Annotated in this window: 18 protein-coding genes and 3 pseudogenes; 10 read left to right on the top strand and 11 right to left on the bottom strand. The window is 59.2% G+C overall.

Features of this window, described 5'->3' with window-relative positions; translation table 11 throughout:
* Positions 1 to 27: 27 nt before the first annotated feature.
* The 3 genes and pseudogenes from GSUB_RS13760 to GSUB_RS20125 all read right to left on the bottom strand — a co-directional run.
* Positions 28 to 1182, bottom strand: a complete 1155-nt coding sequence (locus GSUB_RS13760) for a lipocalin-like domain-containing protein (RefSeq protein ID WP_040201321.1) — start codon at positions 1180 to 1182, stop codon at positions 28 to 30.
* A gap of 3 nt (positions 1183 to 1185) precedes the next feature.
* Positions 1186 to 1407 (bottom strand): annotated as a pseudogene (locus GSUB_RS20130) (hypothetical protein); the annotation flags it as partial.
* A 130-nt stretch (positions 1408 to 1537) separates the two neighbouring features.
* Positions 1538 to 2047, bottom strand: a pseudogene (locus GSUB_RS20125) (ABC transporter ATP-binding protein); the annotation flags it as partial.
* Between the two features lie 266 nt (positions 2048 to 2313).
* Here GSUB_RS20125 and GSUB_RS13745 point away from each other — a divergent pair.
* Positions 2314 to 3507: a PP2C family protein-serine/threonine phosphatase gene (locus GSUB_RS13745; RefSeq protein ID WP_052464935.1), complete on the top strand. Its 1194-nt coding sequence runs from the start codon at positions 2314 to 2316 to the stop codon at positions 3505 to 3507.
* Between the two features lie 63 nt (positions 3508 to 3570).
* Here GSUB_RS13745 and GSUB_RS13740 read toward each other — a convergent pair whose 3' ends face one another.
* Positions 3571 to 4248: an arylesterase gene (locus tag GSUB_RS13740; protein WP_235269838.1), complete on the bottom strand. Its 678-nt coding sequence runs from the start codon at positions 4246 to 4248 to the stop codon at positions 3571 to 3573.
* Here GSUB_RS13740 and GSUB_RS13735 point away from each other — a divergent pair.
* The 4 genes and pseudogenes from GSUB_RS13735 (at position 4247) to GSUB_RS13720 (ending at position 8845) form a co-directional block, all read left to right on the top strand.
* The gene (locus tag GSUB_RS13735) at positions 4247 to 4936 is read left to right on the top strand and encodes an ABC transporter ATP-binding protein (protein WP_040201316.1); all 690 of its coding nucleotides are present in this window, start codon (positions 4247 to 4249) and stop codon (positions 4934 to 4936) included. The two genes, GSUB_RS13740 and GSUB_RS13735, sit on opposite strands and share 2 nt — an antisense overlap.
* Positions 4933 to 7467 (top strand): ABC transporter permease, encoded by a 2535-nt coding sequence (locus GSUB_RS13730; RefSeq protein ID WP_040201315.1) that lies wholly within the window; start codon positions 4933 to 4935, stop codon positions 7465 to 7467. Before GSUB_RS13735 ends, GSUB_RS13730 begins: the two co-directional genes overlap by 4 nt.
* Before the next feature lie 245 nt (positions 7468 to 7712).
* Positions 7713 to 8246: pseudogene (locus GSUB_RS13725) on the top strand (TIGR03915 family putative DNA repair protein); the annotation flags it as partial.
* A gap of 137 nt (positions 8247 to 8383) precedes the next feature.
* A complete protein-coding gene (locus tag GSUB_RS13720) occupies positions 8384 to 8845 on the top strand; it encodes a hypothetical protein (protein ID WP_144402030.1) in 462 nt (153 codons plus the stop codon).
* A 13-nt stretch (positions 8846 to 8858) separates the two neighbouring features.
* Here the strand turns inward: GSUB_RS13720 and cbiB are convergent, their stop codons facing one another.
* The 3 genes from cbiB to yihA form a co-directional block, all read right to left on the bottom strand.
* Entirely contained in the window at positions 8859 to 9800 is a 942-nt protein-coding gene (gene cbiB / locus GSUB_RS13715) for an adenosylcobinamide-phosphate synthase CbiB (protein WP_040201313.1), read from the bottom strand.
* Positions 9801 to 9965: 165 nt separating this feature from the next.
* Positions 9966 to 11180, bottom strand: coding sequence for a bifunctional cobalt-precorrin-7 (C(5))-methyltransferase/cobalt-precorrin-6B (C(15))-methyltransferase (locus GSUB_RS13710; RefSeq protein WP_040201312.1), 1215 nt, complete (start codon positions 11178 to 11180; stop codon positions 9966 to 9968).
* Between the two features lie 178 nt (positions 11181 to 11358).
* Complete coding sequence (yihA, locus tag GSUB_RS13705; RefSeq protein WP_040201311.1) at positions 11359 to 11958, bottom strand: ribosome biogenesis GTP-binding protein YihA/YsxC; 600 nt, start codon at positions 11956 to 11958, stop codon at positions 11359 to 11361.
* A 303-nt stretch (positions 11959 to 12261) separates the two neighbouring features.
* Between yihA and GSUB_RS19140 the strand changes: the two genes are divergently transcribed.
* From GSUB_RS19140 to GSUB_RS13685, 5 genes are all read left to right on the top strand, one after another.
* Positions 12262 to 12480 carry a hypothetical protein gene (locus GSUB_RS19140; protein WP_144402029.1) on the top strand — a complete coding sequence of 73 codons (219 nt, stop codon included), beginning with the start codon at positions 12262 to 12264 and terminating at the stop codon, positions 12478 to 12480.
* A 1-nt stretch (position 12481) separates the two neighbouring features.
* Complete coding sequence (locus tag GSUB_RS13700; protein ID WP_040201309.1) at positions 12482 to 12934, top strand: hypothetical protein; 453 nt, start codon at positions 12482 to 12484, stop codon at positions 12932 to 12934.
* A gap of 159 nt (positions 12935 to 13093) precedes the next feature.
* A complete protein-coding gene (locus GSUB_RS13695) occupies positions 13094 to 13618 on the top strand; it encodes a ferritin (RefSeq protein WP_040201307.1) in 525 nt (174 codons plus the stop codon).
* Positions 13619 to 13622: 4 nt separating this feature from the next.
* Positions 13623 to 14390: an RNA methyltransferase gene (locus tag GSUB_RS13690; protein WP_040201305.1), complete on the top strand. Its 768-nt coding sequence runs from the start codon at positions 13623 to 13625 to the stop codon at positions 14388 to 14390.
* 31 nt (positions 14391 to 14421) lie between these two features.
* On the top strand, positions 14422 to 15285 hold the full coding sequence (locus GSUB_RS13685) for an NAD-dependent epimerase/dehydratase family protein (RefSeq protein WP_040201304.1): 864 nt from the start codon (positions 14422 to 14424) through the stop codon (positions 15283 to 15285).
* Between the two features lie 70 nt (positions 15286 to 15355).
* On the opposite strand, the gene GSUB_RS19135 is transcribed toward GSUB_RS13685, so the two are convergent.
* The 4 genes from GSUB_RS19135 to trkA form a co-directional block, all read right to left on the bottom strand.
* Entirely contained in the window at positions 15356 to 15982 is a 627-nt protein-coding gene (locus tag GSUB_RS19135; protein ID WP_144402028.1) for a cytochrome c3 family protein, read from the bottom strand.
* 123 nt (positions 15983 to 16105) lie between these two features.
* Positions 16106 to 16939 carry an alpha/beta hydrolase gene (locus GSUB_RS13675; RefSeq protein WP_040201303.1) on the bottom strand — a complete coding sequence of 278 codons (834 nt, stop codon included), beginning with the start codon at positions 16937 to 16939 and terminating at the stop codon, positions 16106 to 16108.
* 3 nt (positions 16940 to 16942) lie between these two features.
* A complete protein-coding gene (locus GSUB_RS13670) occupies positions 16943 to 18385 on the bottom strand; it encodes a TrkH family potassium uptake protein (RefSeq protein WP_040201302.1) in 1443 nt (480 codons plus the stop codon).
* Positions 18386 to 18394: 9 nt separating this feature from the next.
* Positions 18395 to 19747: a Trk system potassium transporter TrkA gene (gene trkA, locus GSUB_RS13665; RefSeq protein WP_040201301.1), complete on the bottom strand. Its 1353-nt coding sequence runs from the start codon at positions 19745 to 19747 to the stop codon at positions 18395 to 18397.
* Positions 19748 to 19779 lie beyond the last annotated feature (32 nt).

Below are 19779 nucleotides of genomic sequence, written 5' to 3'. Positions count from 1 at the left end.
TCGCACCCTTTGCCATTTTCTTGGGGATCAGCGGTTGTCCTTGGCATAACCGGTCAATTCCACATAGCCGTATCCGGTAAGGGGGCGCTCTCCGTAGTGCCCAGAAAAACGCACCGCGCCTTCCCAGTAGCGTATCGTTACGTCAAGCTCCTGGTCGGAAAGCAGGGGAGTGATCTGCAGTTCAAGATCCTGATCCGGCACTTTCATTCGCCAGGCTGAAGGATAGCTCCCGCCGCGGGGGCTTCGCCAACGGGAAGTTGCCACCAGTTGAAGCTGCTCGCCCAGCAGGGGGAGGGTGCTGCCGTCGGGGGTAACCAGCACGCCGCGACTGGCCGGGTCTGCCGATCCGTCCTGGCGGCGCAGCTGGTAGTACATCAATTCGTGCCCATCGTCGCTCTGCAGGGCGAACCAGTCCCACCCCTGCTGGTCGGCAGCCAGGGCGCTGGTGCTCCATTCCCGGTCCAGCCAGCTGCTGCCGCGGACCTCGTACTGCTTTCCCTCGATCCTGATTCGGCCTTGCGTGGGCATGCGGGTCAGCGAATAGTAATAGCTGGCATTGCCCGCCTCGGCACTTTTTTGACTCAGGCCCTTTTCCCCCTGAAGAACCACCGGCTTGCCCTGTCGCAGAGACAGATCAATGGCTGCTGTATCCGTGCTTGCGGACAGTTCTGTAGGGAAGGTTTCCGCCGGTCCCCTCGCCTGCCAGTCTTCCAGCCAGACGTGAAACGGAACGCTCTCGGCTCCGGCGAGGCCCATGGCTCCGCGGGAAAAGCGTTCATCGTAGAAAAAGCGATCGCCGGCAACGTCGGTGAGAGCGAAATGGGCCATGTAGGCCTGGCGGGCCCCCCAGTTCGAGGAACGGCGAATCGGCTGTGGAGCCAGGGCGACGCGGAAGAAGGTCAGCTGGTAGCCGAAGCGCCGCCCTTCTTCATCCTCGAGGTTGCCGGTGTAGTACCACCATTCGGTTTTGAAGTCGGGGTGCGGGCCATGATCGCGGGGGAACGCGAATCCACGGGGTTCCAGGGCGCGGGCATAGCCGGTGTCTTCTTCTGCGCCCAGGGTGCGCCCGACTTCCAGCCGGGAAGAAGCAGACTCTTTTTTTTCAGAGAAGCGACAGCCCGCTGCAGTGCACAGGGGGAAGAGCACCATCAGGATGAATAAAGCGGAGAATTTACCAGACATGCTTCACTTCTCCCGCAACGCCAGCGCAGGGGCTGAACGGGCCATGCGCCAAGTGGGATAAATGCCGGCCAGCACGGCAGCGCCGACGGCCAGAAGAATCGCCTGCCACAGGATGTCGCCCGTGATGGAGGTCTGCATGGTCCAGCCGAAAGAGCGGCGGTTGATGACCAGAATCAGTACCAGAGCCTGGATGATCCCCAGCGGCAAGGCCAGCAGCCCTGCGATCGGCGTGGGCGGCAATTTCGGCGCTGTGGGTGATCAGGATCATGGCGTGTCCAGCCTTGCGGGTGGTGCGCTCGAGCAGCGCCAGCACCTGGTTGCCTGTTTCGGCATCGAGGTTGCCGGTCGGCTCGTCGGCCAGAACCAGGCGGGGCTGATGGATCAGCGCCCTGGCGATCGCCACCCGCTGCTGTTCGCCGCCGGACAGGCGGTCGGGGAAGCTCTCTCCCCGGTCGGCCAAACCGACCTCCGCCAGCATATGGTCGACCCGCTGTTTGCGATCAGCGGTCAGTTTCCCCGTCAGCTCCAGCGGCAGCAGCAGGTTTTCGCGCACCGTCAGGGTGCCGATCAGGTTGAAAAACTGGAAGACGAAGCCGATATGGTGACGCCGGAACAGGGTGCGCTCGTGTTCGCTGAGCCGGTTGAGCTGAACATTGTCAAAAATGATATCCCCGGCGTCGGGCCGATCGATTCCGCTGATCAGGTTGAGCAGGGTCGATTTGCCCGAACCGCTGCGCCCGAGCAGCGCCACGCATTCGCCCGAGAGGAAAGAGGCGCTGAGACCGCTGAACACCGTACGCAGGCTGTCGCCCTCCCGGTAGCTCTTGGTCAATGAATCCAGCTGCAGCAGCGGTTGTTGAACCATCGCAGGTCGTCTTTCATTGGAAAGAGAGTTGTCATTCAGCACAACGGACGCTCAGTGTTTTATGCTTGTAACGGCAAAGTCCCGACCCCACACGGTGGAAAATACACCTATACTTATATCACACAGTATGTCCATGGTGTTGCCATCGGGGCGGAGAGCGGCGACAGGCTCCTGATGCTTTTTTTCGGCGCCGATTTCGGGGGATTGACAGGACGTTCGAAGAGCTTATGATGGTATTTGGATAATTCAATTTCCAAGGACTCCGCATGTCGGAAAAAATACTGCTTGCCCACACCCGGGACGATGAACGTCGCACCATGTGCTCGGCCCTGCGCGAACAGGGGTACTTCGTGCGGCAGTGTGTCGATACCGCTTCTCTGCTTGACGCTTTGGAGGATTCGCCGGCGGTTTTGCTGCTTGATGCCGCACTCTTCGGAAACGGTCGGGGTGAATATTGGGACGAGGTCGCGAAATTCTGCAGTCAGCGCGAGACGGCCTGCCTGGTAATCTCCAATACCGGAGAACCTTCTTCCTCCATTCGCGAGCGGCTGCCCTGGGCAATGGGGGTGGTGCGCCATCCGAACGACGTGGATGAGCTTGCCGCACGCGTTGGGGATCTGGTCAGTATCCGGCGACTGGGGCATGAGCTGGGACTCGCCCATGGCATGCTCCAGCGCAAACAGCGAGAATACAATGAAAGCCTGCGAGCCGCTGCCCAGATTCAGAAAAATCTGCTGCCTCAGCGGCTGCCGAAAGTCGACACTCTGAGCTTTACCTACCGTTTTCTACCCTGCGAACAGGTCGGGGGTGACCTTTTCAACGTCATGCGCCTGGATGAAAAGACGCTTATGGCCTACCTGTTCGATGTCAGCGGGCATGGGGTGTCTGCGGCCATGGTCAGCGTTTCCGTCAGCCAGAGTCTCTCGCCCCATTCGGGGCGCATAGTCAAGCAGCGCATCCAAACCGATCCTTACTACCGCATTCCGTCCCCGGCCGAGGTCATGGCGTCGTTGGAGAAGGAATTCCCCTTCGAACGTTTCGAAAAATTCTTCACCATCACCTATCTGCTGATCGATATTGAAACGGGGCGGGTGCGCTACTGCAACGCCGGGCATCCCCCGCCGGTATTGCTCAGAGCGGACGGCTCGCTGGAAACCCTCGACGAGGGGGGAGGATTGATAGGAATAGAAGGCCTCGGGGCTTTCAATGAGGGGGAGGTGTCCATGCGGCCCGGCGATCGCCTCTATCTTTATTCCGACGGTATTACCGAGCACAGCAACAGCCGCCTTGAGCTGTTCGGTGAACAGCGCTTCTTTCGCAAGGTGCAGGAGTTGAAAAAACGCGATCTGGATTCGGTGTGTGAAAAGATGGTCGAGGCACTGCATACGTTCGGCAAAGCACAACCGATCAAAGACGACATCACATTGCTCGGCATCGAATACCGCGGGCGTTCCCTTTAATCCGCTGTCGCAAACGTTTTCCGCCCCCCGTGCTCAGAGATGAATCCTCGCCGGTTTCTGCAGTCAGTCTTTACGGCAATCGTCGCGGTTCTGCGCACGGCAGACCTCGGCAAGGGCTCGTTCTACAACGGGTGTGATTCCCGCCACAATGACATCCACTCCGCGCTCATTGGGGTGGATGCCGTCCTCAAGGTTGAGTTCGGCCTTTCCCGCCACTCCCTCAAGAAAAAAAGGATAGAGGGGGGCCGCATGTTTTTCCGCCAGACGCGGGTAGATCCGGTCGAAGGATTCGGTATAATTGCGCCCGAGATTGCGCGGCGCCTTCATGCCTGCCAGAATCGGATAGGCGCCGCGGTCTTTCACCAGGGTCAGGATGGCGTCGAGGTTCGCCTCGGTGCGGGCCGGATCGAGGCCGCGCAGGGCATCGTTGGCGCCAAGTTCCACCAGCACCAGGTCCGGCTTGTCGGCCAGATTCCACTCCAGGCGAGCCAGTCCCCCTGATGTGGTGCTGCCCGAGACGCCGGCGTTGGTGACCCTGACCGGCCAACCTCGTTCCTGCAGGGCCTGCTCGAGCCGGGCGGGAAACGCCTGCTGAGAGGCAAGCCCGTAGCCGGCAGTGAGGCTGTCGCCGAGTACCAGGAGATGCAGAGGGGAATCGCCCTGCGAAGCAGCATGGCTGATGGTGGGAGAGGGCGCAACCAGTGACAGCAGCAATAAAAATCGAAAAAGAAAGGTCATCATGTCGCAATCCATCGTGGAGTTGAAAGATCTGCAATTGAGTTTAGTCGGCGGCGGCGGTCGGGTCAACATATTGCGCGGCGTCGATCTGGAGGTGGCGCGCGGTGAGACCCTGAGCATCGTCGGACCTTCGGGAGCGGGAAAGACAACCCTGCTGATGGCGGTGTCGGGGCTGGAGCGTGCCACGGCCGGCCGTATCCGGGTTGCCGGAGTCGATCTTGCCGGTCTTGACGAGGATGAGCTGGCCCGCTTCCGGCGCGAGCATGTCGGCATTGTTTTTCAGTCCTTTCACCTGGTGCCGACCATGACCGCACTGGAGAACGCGGCCTTGCCGCTGGAGTTTGCCGGCGAACAGGATGCGCAGCCGCGTGCTCTTGAAGCTCTGACTGCCGTGGGGCTGCAGGAGCGCGTCGACCATTTCCCCGGCCAGCTTTCCGGGGGAGAACAGCAGCGTGTGGCTCTGGCGCGGGCTTTTGTTGCCAATCCGTCCCTGATCCTGGCGGATGAACCGACCGGCAACCTGGACCTGGAAACGGGCGAGAGGGTGATGGATCTTCTGTTCCGGCTGCAGGCTGAGCAGGGGACCACCCTCATTCTGGTCACCCACGATGAGCGGTTGTCGGCGCGCTGCACCCGCCGCCTGCAGATGGTGGACGGGCGCCTGCTTGAAAGCACCAGGAGTCCGTCATGAACTCTCCGCCTCTGCTGCCCCAGGCCTGGCGTATCGCGCGGCGGGAACTGCGCGGCGGGCTGCGCGGTTTCGGCGTCTTTCTCGCGTGCCTGTTTCTCGGCGTTTTCGCCATCAGCGCGGTGGGGTCTTTTTCTGCTGCTGCCCGTTCCGGACTGTTGACCGATGCCCGGGCTCTGCTTGGCGGCGATCTTGAGGCGCGCCTCAACCATCGCGAGATGAGCGAGGCGCAGCAGCAGTTTTTTACAGCTGCCGGCGATGTTTCCCAGGTGGCGGACCTGCGGGCCATGGCGCGTGCGCCCTCGGTCGACCAACGGCTGCTGGTGGAAGTGAAAGCCGTCGACCAGGCTTATCCGCTGCATGGCCGGGTCGTCAGCGAGCCGCCGCTTGAGTTGTCGGCGGCGCTGGCGCAGAGCAGCGACGGCCTGTTCGGGGCCCTTGTGGAACGGGCGTTGCTGGAACGCCTTAATGTGCAGGTGGGTGACGAGATCCTTCTCGGCGAGGCCCGATTTCGCATCCGCGGCGTGCTGACCCATGAGCCGGATCGCTCCATACAGGCTTTCACTCTGGGCCCGCGGCTGCTGGTGAGCCGTGCGGCTCTTGATGCCACCGGTCTGCTGCAGCCTGGAAGCCTGGTGACTTATTCCTACCGCCTGCGCCTTTCCCCCGAAGCCGATGTCGAAAAGCTGAAAAGCGAGCTGCAGAAACGCTTTCCCGACGCTGGCTGGCGTCTGCGGACCTGGAAAGAAGCCGCGCCGCGAGTGCGCATGATGATCGAGCGCATGACCCTCAACCTGACCCTGGTCGGGTTGTGCGCCCTGCTGGTGGGCGGCGTCGGCGTAGCGGGCGCGGTAAGGGGTTATCTCGACGGCAAGGTGTTCCATATCGCCGCCATGAAATGCGTCGGCGCCGGCGGCAGGGTGATTTTTACCGCCTATCTGCTGCAGGTGCTGGTCCTCGGCGCTCTGGGCGCCGCTGCCGGACTGGCGGCAGGCGCGGCCGTCCCGTGGATCGCCGTGAAGCTGGCGGGAGAAGCCCTGCCGCTGCCGTTGCGTTCGGGGCTCTATCCCGGTCCGCTGCTCAGCGCGGCCCTGTTCGGGCTGCTGATCGCTCTGGTGTTTTCCCTGAAGGCGTTGGGCGTCGCACGGCGCGTGCCTCCTTCGGCCCTGTTCCGGGGCTATGTCGACACCCTGCGCATGTCGCCGGGAAAAGGGACCTGGGTCGCTATCGGAGTGTTCGCCACGGGGTTGGCTCTGCTGGCGGTGGCGACCAGTTCCGACCGGCGCCTGGCCCTGTGGTTTATTGCCGGTGCGCTGGCCTGCTTTGTTATTTTCCGGGGACTGGCAGCGCTCGTCATTCTGGGCGCGCGGCATGCGCCCCGCCCGAAGTCGCCGAGTCTGCGTCTGGCGCTGGCCAACATTCACCGCCCCGGTTCCCCCGCGGGCAGCGCGGTCTTCTCCCTTGGCCTCGGTTTGACCGCGTTGGTCATCGTGGTTCTGGTGCAGGCAAGCCTCACCCGGCTGGTGGACGATACGGTGCCCGACGACGCGCCCGCCTACTTTTTTCTCGATATTCAGCCGGATCAGGTGGCGTCCTTTGAAGAGACACTGAACGCCTTTCCCGGTCTGGCGCGCAGCGAACGATTTCCGACACTGCGCGGCCGTATCGTGGCGATCGACGGCACCCCGGTGGAGGAGGCGCGCATCTCGCCCGAAGTACAGTGGGCGGTGCGCGGCGACCGTTTTCTGAGTTATGCCGAGGGACTTCCCCACGGCACTGAACTGACTGCCGGCCGCTGGTGGCCTTCCGACTACCGGGGAGAGCCCCTGGTTTCGCTGACCGCCGATGTGGCCGAAGGGTTCGGGGTCGGTGTCGGCGATACACTGACGGTCAACATCCTCGGACGCGATATTACCGCTGAGATTGCCAGCCTGCGGGAGGTGGACTGGACCACTCTCAATCTCAATTTCGCCCTGCTTTTTTCCCCGGGTGTACTTGAAGGGGCGCCCCAGACCTCCATCGCGACCGCCTATGTGCCACAGGAGCGGGAGACGGAACTTTTGCGCGAGGTGATCGACCGTTTTCCCAATGTGTCCGCCATCGGTGTCCGGGAGGTGCTGGCCAACGTGTCACGCACCCTTGAGCGTTTCGGCACCGCGTTCCGGGCCATGGCGGCGGTGGCACTGGTCAGCGGCTTCCTGGTGCTGGCGGGGGCGGTGTCGGCCGACCAGCATCGGCGCATCCAGGATGCGGTGATCTTCAAGGTGTGCGGCGCCACCCGGCGTGACATTCTCGGTGCTTTAGCCAGTGAATTTGTGCTGCTCGGCGCGGCCGCCGGGGTGATCAGCCTGCTGGTGGGCGGGGCGGCGGCCTACGGGATTCTGGAAGGGCTGATGGATGTGCGATTCAGCCTGCATCCCCTTTCGGTGCTGGGAACCCTGGCCACTGGCATCCTGCTGACCCTGGCGCTGGGGTTGCTGGGGACCTGGAAGGCACTGGGGCAGAAGCCGGCGGTTTATCTGCGTGAAGACTGAACCCTTGGGGTGACAAAATCCGGGGTGTGACTTATTCCGTCATGACCGGCTGGGATAATGAGGCTCAATGTGTCACTGTTCTGCATGGGGTCGCAACTCCCATGAGGTGGATAGATACCCTCATTGCAGCTAAAGGTTCTACTCATGCTCGATTCGCTGCAGAAAAAACTCGAAATTCTTGTCGACAGCGCTAAATACGATGCCTCCTGTGCGTCGAGCGGCAGCCGGGGGAAAGGTCGAAAACGTCCACCCCTGAAAACGATCGCCAGATACTCGCTCTGTCTGAATCTCTTTACCGGCGCATGGATCTCAAGCGGGTCTACTACTCCGCTTTTATTCCCGTCAGTTTCGACACCCGTCTGCCGGCAATTGGAGAGCCGCCGCTGCTGCGCGAGCATCGCCTGTACCAGGCGGACTGGCTGCTGCGTTTTAGAGAAACGCAGGATGGCGTTCTTTATGCTCCCATGGAGCCCGACCATTTCATCCTGCCGTTGGTGGCGCCTCATTTTTCCGTTCGACTGGCGAAGGAGCGCTGGTTGATTCATGATGTGCGGCGGGAGAAGGGCGTGCTCTATGATGGTGGAGGCTGGATTCTGGCAGATCTGGAACTGGAAGAATCCCCGGTCTTCACGGATGATGAGCGCCATTGGCAGCATTTATGGCAGACCTTCTTTCGGCGGGTTGCCATCGGCGAACGACTCAACCCGCGCAGGCAGCGCAGTTTCATGCCGATGAAATACTGGAAATATCTGGTGGAGATGGAAAATGAACCGCGTTGATGTCTGGTTGACGTCTGGTGCCGGGTGCTTTGGCTGATTTATCCAGAGGGGTCGTGCAATTCGAGGCAGTAACCGGTATAATGACGACCGAAGCAAAAGCCATTCACAACTTTTGGAAAATGACCGGGAGCCATTTTTTGTCAATACGGATTTTTTTGGGGTTTTTTCTGGCCGGCATTCTTGGCCTGGCCGCAACGGCTGTTGAGGCCCAGGAGGAGGGGATTTCCGAGCAATTCAGGATCGAGGAGCGCCCCGGAGGAAGAGGCAATCTCCTTAACCTGTTTTTCGGTTCCCCCCCGGAGCTGCCCACTGACCGCGGCAAACTCATTATTCAGGCCTTTCGTGATGACAACGGCAACAATCGGCGCGACCCCGGCGAGCGCAGCCTGCACGGCGAGATCGTCTGCACCGTAGATGAGATCGAATACCAGGTGCCTGCCTTTATCCCCGGCCTCGATTTGAGTGGGCATTATGAGGTGAGCTGCGAAGGGGAGGATTATCTGCCGATGCTGCTTGAGCAGCAGATTTTCATTGAGCGTCGCGGCCAGATCATTCGAATCGAGGTGCCCTGCCAATACCTGGGCCCCCCGGAAGAATGAGACGTTTCGCGGATTATCCCCAGATCCAGCTATGGAGTAACAGGCCGAGGATCACTGCCAGCGCTGCGGTCACGTAGGTCAGGCGGACCATGCGGTGGTATTCGGCGGAGGTCGCCGATCGATCCGGTTCGCCGAGAACGGCTTTTTCCGTTTGTTCACCGAAATAGATCGCCGGGCCGCCCAGTTGCACTCCCAAGGCACCCGCTGCTGCCGCCTCCGGCCAACCGGCATTGGGGCTGCGGTGCTTGCGCGCATCGCGCAGCATGATGCGCACTGCGTTAAAGCCGTTAAGTCCCAGTGAAAACGCTGCGGAGATCATCAGCAGCGCGGTTAGGCGGGCCGGAATCCAGTTGGCCAGGTCGTCCAATCTGGCGGCCGCCCAACCCAGCTCGCGGTAACGCTCGGTCAGGTACCCCACCATGCTGTCGAGGGTTGTTACCGCTTGGTAGACCATTAGAGCCACAGGACCGCCTAGGCTTAGATAGAAGAGAGGCGCGACCAGGCTGCTTGAGGTATTTTCCGCCAATGACTCAATGCAGGCTTTGATGATTTCCTCTTCACTTAGAGTGCGGGTTTCGCGACCGACAATAAGGGACAGGGCGCGCCGCGCCTCCTGGACCCGCCCCGATTGCACAAGACCGACCACTTCGGCGGTCTCCTTGTGCACTGAGCGCAGTGCAAACCCTGTGTAGGCGATCCAGAGGGCAATCACTCCGGCCAGAAAGGGGTGGATGGCGGATGCCGCCCACAGAATCAGGGCGGTGCCCAGCCCGGTCAGGGTAAGGGTCAGAACAACGAGCAGAATGCCGGCCCGCCGCCTGTTTTCCAGGACTGCCAGTGCTATTTCAAGCTTTTCAACCAGGCGCCCGATGCCGATGACTGGATGGGGTATGCGGCGCGGTTCGATGAGTACGAGACTCAGGACAAAGGCGCTTAGAATCAACCAGCCTGACATGGCAACTCCCGGCGGTTTCTGATTACAGGCAACTCTTCAGCATGGGTTCGCAGTTCCCAGGACAAGGGCCACTTTTCGCCACCCCTGGCCGTTTGATTGGCGCCATCCCTGGCGCCAAACACCCTTGTCCTGGGAACTGCGAACCCGCGAAGTGAAAAGATATAACTACAGCTTGTCGGCGCTCAGCACGAAAACCGGATTATGAGCCTCGAACAGTTTATAGTCGGTCAGCGGATGGGTGCGGGCGATGTTGACCGTAGTGACTTCGAGTTCGTAGCCGGCGTTCTCAAAAAACTCGATGGCGGCGGTCAGGGTATCGAGGGTCACGGCGTTGACCACCACCCGCCCTTCGGCCGGCAGGCGTCCGTCGACGGTTTCAAGAATTTCCCATAGATTGCCGCCGGACCCGCCGATGAAGACGCGGTCCGGATCGGGCAGGGTTTCCAGGCAGTCCGGGGCCTCTCCCTCCACCAGCGCCACGTGGCGAGTGTTGAATTTGCAGAGATTTTCCCGTAGAAAATGCAGGCATTGAGGGTTGCGCTCTACCGCGAAAACCCGTCCGTTGGGGAGCAGGTGGTCGGCCTCGACGCTGATGGAACCTGACCCGGCGCCGATGTCCCACAGGGTCATGTCGTGACGCAGCTGCAGCTTGGCCAGCGAGATGACACGTACTTCTTCGCGGGTAATCAGTTTTTTGACGGCGGAAAACTCCTCATCCGGAATGCCGAGGGTGGGGATGTGCTCCTCGCCTTCCCCTTCGTATTCCTTGATGAGGATCAGGACGTTGAGGGGAGCCGCTTCAATTTCCAGCAGGCCTTTGACGTCCGTGTCGATAATGCGCTCCTCAGCGGTGCCGAGTTCTTCGCACAGATAGGCGGCATAGCCGTCGCGTCCGCGCGCCACCATTTCGGTTGCAATGGCGAACGGCGTATTGACCGGATCGGTGAGAATGGCCGCCTTGTCGTTGGCTACGACGCGATCTACGGCTTTCTGCAGGCCGCGCCCCTGCGCTGAAACGAACACGGCGTCGTCCCATGGCTCTTTTATTTTGGCAAAGGCATACTGGATGGAGCTGACGTTGGGGATGAATTCCATCTCATCATGGGGCAGGTTCCGCAACAGGTCGCGTCCAATGCTGAAAAAGAGCGGATCGCCCGAGGTTAGAATCACCACGGTTTCGCGCGAGGACTGAAGCAGGTCGATCACCTCGGCCAGGTTGTCGCCGATTGTTTTCTTTTCTCCCTTGTAATCAGGGAAAAGATCCAGTTGCCTCTGTGATCCGACCAGCAGTGCGGCATTCTCGATCAGTTGAAGGGTTCGACGACTGAAGCCTTCCTGTCCTTCAACTCCTGCACCTACCACATAGATTTTTCTGCTCATGAACTGTTTCCCTCTAAAATCTTGGTTTGTCGTCGCAATTCAGCGGATTTATTGTTTTGGGGGAGGAGGTTTCGCTTTGCCTGCTACATTTCGCCTAGCCGGCGGGGCAGTGTGATCTGCATCGCCTGTGCTTCAGGATAACATGCCCTGCCTTCATGGCAACGCAGGGCAGAGCTTGTTATGCCGAAGGAGTCGGCAGTTCAAGCGCCGTTTCGATGCGCTCCCATATTTCGTCTTTTCCCTGGCGGGTGGTGGCTGAAAAAAGGGTAAAAGCATCGACGGGCAGGCCGCAGGTCGAGGCAATGGTTTCAATTTGCCTGTCACGCCGGCTTCGCGCAAGTTTGTCCGCCTTGGTGACCGCCATGATGGTAGGGCAGCCGTATTCTTCCAGCCAGTCGAGCAGGCGCAGATCTTCTTCACTTGGAATCCGCCGGATATCCAGGATGAAAACTACCCCGCGCAGAGTCGAACGGCTTTCCAGGTAAGCCCGTATCATGGGCCCCCAGCTTTTTTTGACCGCCATGGGGACACGGGCGAAGCCGTAGCCAGGAAGATCGACGAAACGGAAGCGCTCATTGATGTCGAAGAAGTTGAGCATCTGGGTGCGTCCCGGTGTGGAAGATGTCCGTACCAGCCCGCGACGGTTGAGCAGGCAGTTGATCATGGAACTTTTGCCCACATTGCTGCGGCCGGCGAAAGCAATTTCGGGTCGGTCGGCTTCGGGGTACTGAACCGGCTTGAGAGCACTTTTCAGAAATACGGCGGAAGAAATCTGCATCGGTCGAAATGAGTTCCTATCTCAGGTGAAGAATAAACTTTGTCTGCTGAATGGGCGGTTGGCTCTAGGTCAGGGTGAGAAACCTTGATGTCAATTCATGCCTGCCGGTTTTCACCCAGGGTTCCGAATGGGCACATGCTAGCACACCCCACCCAGGGTGCGCTAGAAATCCTGTAGGGTTTGAAGATAAATTCCGAGGAACTGATCGCTGGTTGAAGGGTGCAGGACAGGGAAAAATCATTGAATTTTTTTTTGAAAACTGCTAAGGAATAGGGCTGGCGGTGAGCCGTTTAGAAAAGATTAATGGCTGGGCGTATCCATCTCTTCTTCTGCCGTCAGGTTTCATCTGTCCGAGAAGGCTGCGATCCGGATTTGCACGATACTTCAACCCCTGAAAAAACGGCTTGCGCTGAAGTGCGTTATTTGACTGAAGCGTGTGTTTGCGCCGAGCGCGGGACAAAAATTTTCATTGTTCTTTGGATTTCCGCGATTGCATCAACACAATATAAAGGAGACTTTTGAAATGAAAATTTGCACGTGGCTGCGCTTTATCGCCCTGCCTGCGATCATCGTCACTCTGCTGGCGGGCGTCGTTTCCGGAGCAACCACACGCCCGGGGAAGTTCGTAACGATCGAAGGGCAGGAAATCCACTTTTACCGAATTGACGACCGAGACACCATCAAGGGCTGGCTCAACGGTACCGCCATCGAAGTGCCCCTGAATTCCGTCAGCGAGGTCGTTTTTCTCGACAGCCCCAACTCCAGTTACAGTATGTTCGGCAACGATATCAGCTCCGGAGAAGTAGAGCTGAAGCGCAAGCTTGACGGCAAAACCTTTATCCTGCAGGATGCTTTTTTGCCGTCGGACTGTGACTGCACCTTCATGACCTACAGTTACCGTAACCCCTTCACCGATGACATCAACCAGGGCAATACGGCATTGGACGGGTTGCGGCGTATTGTTTTCGAGGACTAGTTATCTGCAGCATTGCTGATACGATTCAAAGGCGAACTTCTTCGGGGGTTCGCCTTTTTCGTAGAAAACATAAATCGCGTGAGTATTCGCCCGACAGTGCGCTGGAGCAAAGTTGCTGTAGCCGGTCAACTCTAAAACCCTTTTACGGGAGGACGTTCCATGTTGAGCCAGACTCTGCAGGATGCATTCAACGAACAGATGAAATATGAATTTTTTTCCGCCTATCTTTACAAGGCGATGGCCGCTTATTTCGAGGCGGAGGATCTGCCCGGCTTTGCGGTGTGGATGCGCTCGCAATCGCTGGAAGAATTGACGCACGGCGAAAAATTCTTCAATTTCATCTGCGAAGCGGGCGGACGGGCCATTATGCAGGAGATCGAAGCGCCCCGGGTTGAATACGCTTCTCCCCTTGAAGTTTTTGAGTATTCACTCGAGCATGAGCGGTTTGTGACGGAGCGGATCAATAAACTGATGGATCTCAGCCGTGATGAAAGCAACCATGCTGCGCAGATCTTTCTGCAGTGGTTTGTGACCGAGCAGGTAGAAGAAGAATCCACTTTCAGCCTGGCCTGCAAAAAGCTCAAGCTGGTGGATGGCGACGGGCGAGGTCTGCTGATGCTGGACCAGGAATTCGGCACCCGTACGTTCACTGCGCCGGCGGGCTTTACTCTGCTGGGAGCCTGATCCTTTGAGCGCCAACCCTGAAAATCCCGGCGCGGCACCGGTCGTTATCCTGGTCGAACCTGCTCATCCGGGCAATATCGGCATGGTCTGTCGCGCCATGGCCAACTTTGGCGCGCATGAGCTTCGCCTCGTCAATCCCTGTGCCCATTGCCATCCGGAGGCGCACAAGTTTGCCGTCTTCGCCTCCGACCTGCTCGGGCAGGCGCGGATATTGGCCTCCCTTGAAGAGGCGATTGCCGATCTGACGATCACCTTTGCAGCAACCCGTCGCGCAGGGCGCTTAAGGGGAGAGTTGACTCCGGTGGGAGAGATGGGGGCACTGTTTGACAGCCTTTCTCCGTCGGGACGCGCCGGCTTTGTTTTCGGGCGCGAGGATGCAGGACTGACCACTGCGGAGGTGAACTTGTGCACCCACGCGGTGACCATCCCCTCTGCCGGCGCCCAGGGGTCTCTCAACCTGGCGCAGGCGGTGGTCGTGTTTCTTCATGAAGCCTTCAAGCTTCGCAGCGTAGCACTTGAAAAAACCGGCTCGGCGGAGGTGGCTTCGCAGGGGGAAGTCAACGGAATGTTTGCGGAGATGGAGTCTGTGCTGTCGCGGGTTGCTTTTGTCAATTCTGCCCGCCCGGAGGCGGTTTTGCATCCGTTGCGCAGCCTCTTTCGTCGGGCACGGCCGACTTCGGAAGAAGTCGGTTTGCTACGCGGCATGTGGAGCCAGCTGGCATGGAGCGTTCGCGACTGGCGCGGCGCTCGTAAGGGTGGGTCATCGCAGTAGGATGAAGTCTTTGGTTTAAACAGAGGTTATTATGGACAGGGTGGTTATTGTCGGTTGTGGTGACATCGGACGACGGGTCGGGCGCCTTGCGTGCGCTCAGGGGGCGGAGGTTGTTGCCCTGGCGCGTTCCGACGACAAGGCCGAATTGCTGGAGAATGAAGGATTTCACGCCTGGGTCGGAGATCTCAATGATCCTTCCATGCTTCCCGATCTCCCTGTGGAAGAGAGCACCGTTTTTTACCTGGCACCGCCTCCGGGAGGCGGTTTTCAGGATCCCCGTACCCGTCATTTCTGCACGGTGTTTTCTGAAAAACCACCTCGTCGTCTGATTTATCTAGGGACGAGCGGTGTTTATGGCGACTGCGGTGAAAGGGCCGTGACTGAAGAAGATCCGGTTTCCCCTGCGACTGCCCGTGCCAGGCGCAGACTGGATGCCGAACAGTGCTTTTGTGCCTGGGGGGAAGAACGGGGCGTGGACGTGATGCGTGTTCGGGTCGCCAATATCTACGGTCCGGGGCGTTTGCCCATTGCTCACCTCAAGGCGGGACATCCATTGCTGCGCGAGGATCAGGCCCCTGCCACCAGTCGCGTTCACAGCGACGATCTGGCCCGAGCGCTGGGGGCCGTGGCCGCGGCCGGCAGGGGGGGGCAGGTCTTCAACGTCAGTGACGCTGAGCCCTGCAGCATGACGAAGTTTTTCAAGGAGGTCGCACGCTTAACCGGAATCCCGGTTCCGGAAGAAGTTGATCTTGAGCGTGCACGGGAAGTGATGAAGCCTCTTCTGCTCAACTATTTTACTGAATCAAGAATTTTGAACAGCGATAAAATTGTGAACGAATTAGGCGTCCAATGGCAGTATCCCTCCTTGAGGGAAGGTCTGCCTGCATCGATTTAAAAAAACGCCGGAGCGTTAAAGCGCTCCGGCGAAGTGTGGTCATGTGAATTGATCGTGGAAAATTTAAGGATTATTTGATGTGACACTCGTTGCAGGCGGTCGGGCCGGCGCCCATGTCGCTATGGCAGCCTTTGCATAATTGATGGGCGATGGTTTTGTCGATCGCAATTTTCTGCGGCGGCATCTCTTCGTGGCACTTGGCACAGGAGAGTGCTTCCGCGTGCATCGGGTGGTCGAACGTCACATTGCCGTTCATCGCCTCGTAAGAGAGGACTGCAGGGGCGGCCACTTCCGTTGCGATGGCACCTGTCTTTTTGGCCCCTTCCTGCACAGCGCTATCCAGAGCGGCACGCCCCTCGTCCACGGCCTCAGCCGTTTTCTGTTGCGCCTGATCGACCATTGCGCCGGTGGATTGCTTGACCTGCTCGGTCATTTCCTTCACCTTCTCGCCAGCGGTTGCGGCGGCATCTTTGGTTGCTTCAACGCTCTTTTCGGCGGCAGCGCCGATGTGCTCTCCCGCCTTTTTCGCTTCAGCAACAGCCTCATCCGCCGCGGTGGTCGGTGTCGCCTGATCCGCAGCATTCTGAATCTGCTCCGATTCAGGGGCCGAAGCCTTCTGCTGGTCTTCGCTGCTGCAGGCGACAAGCGCAGTCATGCAGACAAGCAACACAGCGTTTCTGAACAAAGAATTTTTCATGATTTTTCCTCCTTAGGTTTTGGAAAAGCCAGTCTCTCATCTCCAATGAAAACCAAATACCATTGAGTTTAACAGAAAACAAACGCAATGCTGGCAAGCGAGAAATTTATGCTGACGCGAGAATCAGGGGGAGGGCATAGAATGGGCGTCGGCCATGATTTGCTGCCAGAACGCCCAGTACCGGTTCGGCTCCGCATACAGGGTATTGTTGTGGCCGGCCTGCTCAAGCCAGAAAATTTGCTTGGGGTCCTGAGCCTGGTCGAACAGCTCCTGCGCCATGGACGGTGGAACTATGCGGTCACGCCGCCCATGAATGATATTCAGCGGGGTGTCGATCAAGGAGATCTTCGTGAGATTGTCGAAGCGGGCGTCCAGCAGCCAGCCCAGGGTGGTATGAAGCAGAGGATAGTGATGACGCCCCATGGCCCTGATACTGGTAAAGGGGCTCTCCATCACCAGCATGCCGGGTTTGTCCTCGAGTGCGAGCTGTAAGGCAACGGCCGCTCCTAGAGAGCGGCCGAAATAGATGCGCCACCGCGGTTCATACCCTCTCTCGGTCAGCCAGGCGCTTGCAGCCTTTGCATCAAGATAAAGTCCCTGCTCATCCGGACTCCCCTCACTGGGGCCGTATCCTCGGTAGTTGATAATCAGTACCGGGGTGCCGAGCTGGTGGTGCAGCTGGTAGAGGTTTTCGAGCCGGTGCGAGATGTTGCCGGCATTGCCGTGAAAAAAGAGGATGACCGGCCGATGATCTTGGCCGGGGATGAACCAACCATGAAGCGAGATGCCGTCTTCGCAGACCAGCTCTACATCCTCATAAGCGAGGCCCATTTGTTCGGGGGTGGAGACCAGTTCAGAGTCGGGGAAATAGAGAAACCTGTCCTCCAGCCGGCAACCGCCCAGGCCGAAAACGGCAAGCAGCCCAATGGTGTAGAGAGGTTTGCCGAGGATCCTCATGGTTTACCGCCGCCAGAAGGAGGGGAAGAAGAGAACCATGACGGTGAACAGCTCCAGCCTTCCGAGCAGCATGCAGCCGGTCAGGATCATTTTGCCGAACGTGGAGACATGGGCGTAGTTGTCGGTCGGCCCGACCGAGCCAAGCCCGGGACCGATGTTTCCCAAAGTCGCGATGGCTGCCGCTCCGGCTGAGACCAGATCCATTCCTGCCAGGGACAGCAGCAGAGATGCGGCCACGAAGGTGCCGATGAAGAGAGCGAAGAAGCCGAGGATCGCCTGCATCACGTCCCGGTCCACCGGGCGGTCCCCCAGTTTGACCAGACGAACCGCTCGAGGGTGTATCAGGCGATAGAGCTGAACGTGGGCGTGTTTGAACAACAGCAGGATGCGCGCCACCTTGATGCCGCCGGCTGTTGACCCGGCGCAGCCGCCGACGAACATCAGGGACACAAGCACGTACTGGGTGATCAGCGGCCATTGCTCATAATCGGCGGTGCCGAAACCGGTCGTGGTGATAATGGAGGTCACCTGGAAAACGCTGTAGCGAATATTGTCGAAAAAGGAGGCATACACAGTCCCCTGGTTGAAAAATACCAGAACGCCGGTGGCGCCCAGAACCAGAAACAGGTAGATGCGGAATTCTTCGCTTTTCCAGAAGCCGGAAACTTTGCCGCGCAGGGCGTAATAGTGCAGCGCGAAGTTGACGCCCGCCAGGAACATGAACAGGGTGATGACACAGTCGATGTAGGCGCTGTTATACGCTGCAACAGAAGCATCGCGGGTTGAGAAACCACCGGTGGCCAGGGTGGCGAAGGCATGGCACAGGCTGTCCAGAAAAGACAGGCCGCCCACCATCAGCAGGGCAACTTCGGCAACCGTCAGCAGCAGGTAGACCTCCCACAGCAGTTTGGCGGTGTCCTGGATGCGCGGCTTGAGGCGATCTGCCGTTGGGCCCGGCACCTCAGCCTTGAACAGCTGCATGCCGCCCACGCCGAGCATGGGAAGAATGGCCAGAGACAGCACGATAATACCCATGCCGCCAAGCCAGTGGGTCATGGCCCGCCACAGCAGGATACTCTCGGGCAGCGCCTCGATGTGGGTCAGGATGGTCGCGCCGGTGGTGGTGAAGCCGCTCATGGTTTCGAAGCAGGCGTCGAGGTAGCTGGGGATGGCGCCGGAGAGAAGAAAGGGCAGGGCGCCAAGCAGGGCGAACAGGGACCATCCCAGGGTGACCACCGCAAAGCCGTCGCGCACCGAGATTTCCTGGCGTGAGGAAAAAGAGCGGAACAGCAGCAGGCCGAAGCCGAAGCAGATAGCCGAAGCTTCAATAAAGGCCCAGGCCGCTCCATCCTGGTAAAACAGCGAGAACGGAATGGGTGTCAGCAGGGTAGCGGACAAAAAGAGCGACAGGGCGCCGAGTATGCGCAGAACCAGGAAGCAATTCATGGTGAATCCTCAACCAAAATATCCTTCAACCTTCGGCAGGGCTTCCGGCAGGGTGAAGATGACCACGCGGTCCAGGGGCTGAAGCTGCGTCTCGCCGGTGGGGATGATATAGTTCCCCTGGCGCATGATGGCGCCGATGATGGCGCCCTGGGGGAACGTCAGGTCTTTCAGTGGCGTGTTGACGACGGAACACTCTGCCGGCACCTCGATTTCAAGTACCTCGGCGTTGCTGCCTTCCACCGTGGCGAGAGACAGTACCCCACCGCGCCGAACATGCTTGAGGATCACCGCCCCCGCCGCCAGGCGAGGCGATACACAGGCGTCGACCCCCAGCGACGGGGCGAGGTTGAGATATTCAGGCTTGTTGACCAGGGCGAGGGCGCGGCGCGCACCGTGCTTTTTGGCCAGCAGCGAGCACAGAATGTTGGTCTCATCGTCCCCCGTCACGGCCATGAAGACATCGGCGCCCTCGATCCCTTCGCTGACCAGAGTCCGGATGTCGGTGCCCTCGGTATGGATGACCATGGTGCGATTAAGCTTTGAAGCCAGCTCCTCGCAGCGCGTTATGTCGTGGTCGATCAGGTGGACATCGAAGCGCAGTTCTTCAAGCTCCTGCGCGATCTTCATCCCTATGGCGCTGCCCCCCAGGATAAACGCCTTGCGCGAGCGGAGTGCTTTTTCCTGCTCCGGTTGAAGAATGTACTGAATGGCGGGAAGATCGTTCTGGTGGGCGAAAATGAAGATACTGTCGCCCGCCATGATGATGTCGTCGCCCCGCGGGATGATGGTGCGTTCGCCGCGGGTGATGGCGGTGACGACAAAGCGGTACATGCCGCGGATTTCACCGAGTTCTTTCAGGGTCAGGTCGCACAGGGGGCTTTTTTCGTTGATGCGGTAGCCGAGGAACTGGATCTGTCCTTCGACAAACTCCGCCACGTCAAAAGCGCCCTGGCGTGAGGCGATTTTGATCATTTCCTCGGCGACGGCGTCCTTGGGATTAATCAGCAGGTCGATGCCAAGTTTTTCCTTCGACAAGACTGCGCCCTGGCTGGAATATTCGATGCTGCGCACCCGGGCGATGCGGGTCTTGACCCCGTATTCGCGCGCCAGCAGGCAGGCAAGGATGTTGACCTCGTCCATGTCGGTGACGGCGATGAAGATATCCATCTGCTTGATGCCGCCCTGCTCCAGCACTTCTGCGCTGGCACCATTGCCGGCGATACCAAGAACATTGAGCCTGTCCTGGGCCCAGTTGAGGCGCTGTTGGTTGCTGTCGATCAGCGTCACCTGGTGGCCTTCTTCAGATAGCTTCTCGCACAGAAAATATCCGACCTGACCGCTGCCAACGATAAGGATGTTCATATCTGCTCCAACCGCAGGAATGTATTCAGGGC

The organism is Geoalkalibacter subterraneus (assembly GCF_000827125.1).
Lineage (GTDB): Bacteria > Desulfobacterota > Desulfuromonadia > Desulfuromonadales > Geoalkalibacteraceae > Geoalkalibacter_A > Geoalkalibacter_A subterraneus.
Note: the sequence above shows the minus strand (reverse complement) of the source record. Positions and strands in the feature narration are given on the sequence as shown.